Origin of the sequence: Sulfurovum sp., assembly GCF_041562805.1 — a bacterium.
Taxonomy (GTDB): domain Bacteria; phylum Campylobacterota; class Campylobacteria; order Campylobacterales; family Sulfurovaceae; genus Sulfurovum.
In genome coordinates, this window is record NZ_JBFFOH010000193.1 from 1 (window position 1) to 4,140 (window position 4,140).

The window sequence follows — 4,140 nt, forward strand, 5'->3', positions numbered from 1 at the left end:
AGAACGACATGTACAAGGCTAGAGACACTGGCCGAAAGTCCTCCACTAAGAAGTCCCCCGAGTGCTAAGAGCAAGACTCCAAGTATTATCTGATTCTTATATAGGAGGTAGAGACCTATTGCAGCGATTAGATATCCAAATATTTTCATATAATTTTCACCTCATAACGTTTAAAATGAGCAATCAAAAAGCCACCCGCGGGTTTTTGATTGGTCTCCTCTGATTTGTTATGCATTTTCATCAATTTGTAATGGTACAAACAAAGCAAAGTATGTAACCCCTAACAAGATAGGAGTAAGTATGCCAAGAAAGGATACAAATATTAGTTTTATAGTCCTAGATATGGGCTCAATTTCATACAATGAATGTATTGGTACTCCAAAAAACAAGTTTGTTCCAAAAAAACCTAATACTAAAGATATGATCATCATAACATTAAAACTAATAGCAAAATGTATAAAAGAAGGTTTGACGTGTGCTCCACACTTTTTACAAATCATTGGATTTTTAGGAGACCATTTAAATTTATCCCAAACGGAAAAAGTATTTTTATGGCAGTTTGGACACATTCGTCTTCCTTTTGCATAACGTTTGTCGTGAGCAACAGCTATACTGTTTGCTCCTCGTCTTTGTTAGCATTCTTCACCAAGTAATACATAAATCCTTGATAAGGCAAAATACCACCTTCTACTCTATATATTTTTTGTTTTGAACTTTCTGTTATCAATCTTGGTTTACTGGACATCATAGGGGAAATATCAAAATCATATTCTTCTGGAAAATTAACAATGATATCTGCACCAACAACAGGTACTTTTGTAATTTGAGCATCTACAATATTCCCTTCATAAGACCTTTCAAATATTGTTTGATATTCAACATGACTTTCAGGAGGTATATTTATAGTATATTCAACTATTAGTTTGTTTTTTTGCTTATCATCTACATTAATATTTTTATTATTAGCTATATCATCCGAGTTATACTGCACTAATATCTCACCAGTAGTATTTAAACATTTTGCAGAAATTATTTTATATTTATTTCCCCCTAAAGTGTCTAGTTCTAATTTAACTGGGTCTACAACATTTTCTTGGCTTACATTATGTAATTCATAGCTCGTTGTCATTCTACATTTTATACTGGTTCCATTTACAGAAAAATCATATATCCACTTTGCTTCTCTGCGTAAAACCTTATTCTCGATTATCTCTTGTTTTATGACTTTAAAAATCTCTTCTGGTATTATTGTTTTAAATAAACTATCAAATACATTGATATTTATAGCTTTATTTAGTTCGTTTAGCTCGGCTTGTTTTTCATTCTGCTGTGAACGTTCAAGTCTGTTAACTACAAATACCGTAATAAAAACTGCTGCTGCTAGACCATATAAAAAATTAATAACAAGACTTGAGACTTGTTTCCATAATGGATAAGTAACTTGCAAAGATGATATTTTAGTCCCATTAATATCAAGGATCGTTTTTGTACTTAATTCTACACTTATATTTGAAGATATCAAGTCTATAATAAAAGCGACTGAGGCTATACTAACAACTAATAATATATATTTTGATAATTCTTTTAGTTTCAATTTTATTCCTAATTTTGTATACTAGCGCCGTAACAAAAAATAAGCATTGCGAGTCCAGGACACTGTTTTTTGTGGGTGATTTTTCATTACCTCATTAGCTTTCGCCATCTCGCTTCTCAATAGCTGCTTTTGCTTTTTCTGGAAGGTCTGAATAAAACCCCTCTATCTCTTTTGGTTCGGTTATCATTTTATTTGCGATAAAGTTTATTAACTCAAATAGTTTTTTGACCCTTTCCGGCTCCTCTTGAAGGTTTATTTCGCCAGGATGAACAGCGTTATTTCCAGTAATACGGAGAGCATCTAAGGATTTCTGAACGAGGGGGTTCAGACCTTTTGAAACCATTTTCTTAATATCATCATTAATATTTTCACCTTTCTCTCCAAGCTGTTTACAAAGTTTTTGTAGAGCTAATCGAAGTAATGCAGCCGCCGACCTTGGAGAGTCAGAAAGTATTCTCGCAGCCTCTAAATAATCAGCTTTAATTTCCTCATCCAAATCTAGGTTAGGTGCAAGCACGGTTAGTTTTTTAGGATAAACAATATTCTCTTGGAACCAAATTATATGCTCACTGCATCGCTGACATTTAGAAATCACCCAGAAGGATGAAAGAGCCTCAATAAATTGTGTATTGCTATCGACAACACTTTGCCAAGGAAATTTATTGTTTGTAGCCAAATGAGAATAAAACTGCTGCGCATAAACATTGCAGTGAGGGCAGTGAAATTCTCCTTGTCCATAGGTTGGTGGAAAGTATTCTAGATGGCTCATGGTTCTTCCTTTATGAAGCTAACTGGCCGCGTAGCGAGCGGATAACTATTTATTAGTGCACATTTTATAGACATTAGCCTTAAGTAGGGCAATAGTTCAACAAATAATTTATATTACTATTTAACAAAACATGTCAATTTTAAAGAAAAGCTACCTTTATTAGCTAAAAGTACAAAAATGGTTCTATTCGAGATGTGTGGTTTAGAAGGAAATAGCCAATATCTGAACACTTTGTATGACTATTTGAAGATTCTGGCAATAGTACACAAAGTGTTCTACTATTTGAGGAGTTTGATATGCAGAATAAACCACAACTGTTTGATGTTGTAAGAGATGAGATTCGCGTTAAGCACTACAGCATTAAAACGGAATAAAATAGTTGAAAATGGGGTATAACCCCAAAAATTAGAGTAGCTGGTCGGCTTTGTAGGCTTTGATGACTTTGTTGTTGCGGTCGACGATCTCCATGGCGTAGCTGGTCTCGTTGGCGATGAGTTTGTACTCGTTCCAGCTGTCGCGTTCACGGACGAAGTGCTTGGAGAGCATGTCGTAGCCGTCTTTGTCGAGCAGCTCTACCAGTTTTTTTCGCTGCTCGTTGGTAAGCTGCGAAAGTTCGATCAGCGAAGATGAACCTTTCTCTTTCGGTTCACTCTCCTCGTCGATGGTGAAAAGAGGGTCGAGGAAGTTGTCGATAAAGGCGTACTTGTCGAACTTGACCAGATCTTCTGGCTGTTCGCCGACACCCACGTAGAGAATAGGGATGCGCATCGCGTGGGCGATACTGAAGATCGAACCACCCTTGGCGGTGCCGTCGAGTTTGGTGATGATGATGCCGTCGATGTCAATCATTTCGTTAAAGGCTTTCGCCTGCGCAATGGCCGAATTACCCTGTGTTCCGTCAAGAACCAAAATCTTGCGGTGCGGTGCACCGGCGTGCGCCTTGTCGCTGATACGGACGATCTTTTTAAGCTCGTTCGCCAGGTTGGTCTGGGTGTGGAGGCGGCCGGCGGTGTCGATGATGACACGGTCATAGCCTTTGGCCTTGGCCGACTCAATGGTGTCGTAGCAGACCGCAGAAGGGTCGTGGCCCTGACGGGAGGAGACAATAGGGACGTCGAGCTTGTCCGCCCAGCGTGTCAACTGCTCGATGGCCGCCGCACGGAAGGTATCGGCAGCGCCCAGCATGACGCGCTCACCCTTGTCTTTTGCCTGCTTGGCCAGTTTTGCGATGGTCGTCGTCTTTCCGGCACCGTTGACCCCGATGATGAGGTCGACAAAAGGTTTGGTGTACTCCGGCTCTTCGTAGTTGGCCCAGGCCATGGTTGCCAGCAGTTTGGACTCAAGCTGCGCTTTTGTGACCGTGTCTTCGTAGAGCTCGCGGAGAATGATCTCGATGAGGTCGTATTCGACGTCGGCTTCGAGCAGAATGTCTTCGAGGTCCTCTTTGGGAATGCGGGCCCGTTTTTTAGGGGCGACACTTTTCATCGCCTCTGTGGTTTTGTTAAGACCTTTTTTGAAAAAACTGAACATACTCTCTCTATTTTCCCAATGCTTTTTTAATGTCGCTTTCGATCATCTCTTCGGGCGTCTGACCGACATAGTGCGTAATATATTGACCGTCTTTGTACATGACCATCAACGGAATTGGAAAACGCTGTCCGACTTTGGTCGCTGAGGCGATAGCACGGTAAAGGTTCTCGTTCTCTTTTGAATTGACAATAACGTAGTCCGCACCGTACATATCTTTGAACGATTGCAACTCGGCATTTGTGATCTC

General features: G+C 39.8%; 3 protein-coding genes and 2 pseudogenes. 1 reads left to right on the top strand and 4 read right to left on the bottom strand.

Annotated features, from left to right (window positions below; genetic code table 11):
- The first annotated feature begins 300 nt into the window (after positions 1 to 300).
- The gene (locus ABYK33_RS14280; protein WP_373033966.1) at positions 301 to 588 is read left to right on the top strand and encodes a hypothetical protein; all 288 of its coding nucleotides are present in this window, start codon (positions 301 to 303) and stop codon (positions 586 to 588) included.
- Positions 589 to 607: 19 nt separating this feature from the next.
- Here the strand turns inward: ABYK33_RS14280 and ABYK33_RS14285 are convergent, their stop codons facing one another.
- The 4 genes and pseudogenes from ABYK33_RS14285 to ABYK33_RS14300 all read right to left on the bottom strand — a co-directional run.
- Entirely contained in the window at positions 608 to 1,594 is a 987-nt protein-coding gene (locus ABYK33_RS14285; RefSeq protein ID WP_373033967.1) for a hypothetical protein, read from the bottom strand.
- Positions 1,595 to 1,688: 94 nt separating this feature from the next.
- Positions 1,689 to 2,363, bottom strand: coding sequence for a DUF4145 domain-containing protein (locus ABYK33_RS14290; protein WP_373033968.1), 675 nt, complete (start codon positions 2,361 to 2,363; stop codon positions 1,689 to 1,691).
- Between the two features lie 663 nt (positions 2,364 to 3,026).
- Positions 3,027 to 3,893, bottom strand: a pseudogene (gene ftsY, locus ABYK33_RS14295) (signal recognition particle-docking protein FtsY); the annotation flags it as partial.
- 7 nt (positions 3,894 to 3,900) lie between these two features.
- A pseudogene (locus ABYK33_RS14300) lies at positions 3,901 to 4,140 on the bottom strand (TlpA family protein disulfide reductase); the annotation flags it as partial.